General features: G+C 62.4%; 1 protein-coding gene. It reads left to right on the forward strand.

Translation table 11 applies throughout. From position 1 onward, the window contains the following. Positions 1-114 precede the first annotated feature (114 nt). Positions 115-545 (forward strand): recombinase family protein (locus tag A5780_RS18750; RefSeq protein WP_064909117.1); only part of this gene is annotated, 431 nt, incomplete at its 3' end.

The raw sequence follows: 545 nt of genomic DNA on the forward strand, positions 1-545 counted from the left end.
TCGGCCGGCCGGTGAATTGCGTCAGAATAGGGTGGCGTACCACATTTTCTGACGCATGTCTGCTAGGTTCTTTGAATCTAACTGGACGTTCCGGGTGAGAAGGGGGGTCGCGCGGTGCGCGTCGGCTACATCAGGGTCAGCACTCTCGATCAGAACACCGTGCGCCAGCTCGACGGGATCGATGTCGAACGCACCTTTACTGATAAGGCCTCCGGCAAGGACACCACCCGCCCCAAACTCGACGAGATGATCGCCTTCGTCCGCGACGGCGACACCGTCATCGTGCACTCCATGGACCGCCTCGCCCGCAACCTCGACGACCTACGCCGGCTTGTGCGCACCCTCACCGGCAAAGGCGTACGAGTCGAATTCGTCAAGGAGAACCTGACTTTCACTGGCGAGGACTCGCCCATGGCGAACCTGCTGCTGAGCGTGATGGGCGCCTTCGCCGAGTTCGAACGCGCACTCATCCTCGAACGTCAACGCGAAGGGATCGCCGCGGCAAAGACCCGCGGCGTCTACACCGGCCGCAAACCCGCCCTCAC

The sequence above is a fragment of the Nocardia sp. 852002-20019_SCH5090214 genome (assembly GCF_001665865.1).
Taxonomy (GTDB): domain Bacteria; phylum Actinomycetota; class Actinomycetes; order Mycobacteriales; family Mycobacteriaceae; genus Nocardia; species Nocardia nova.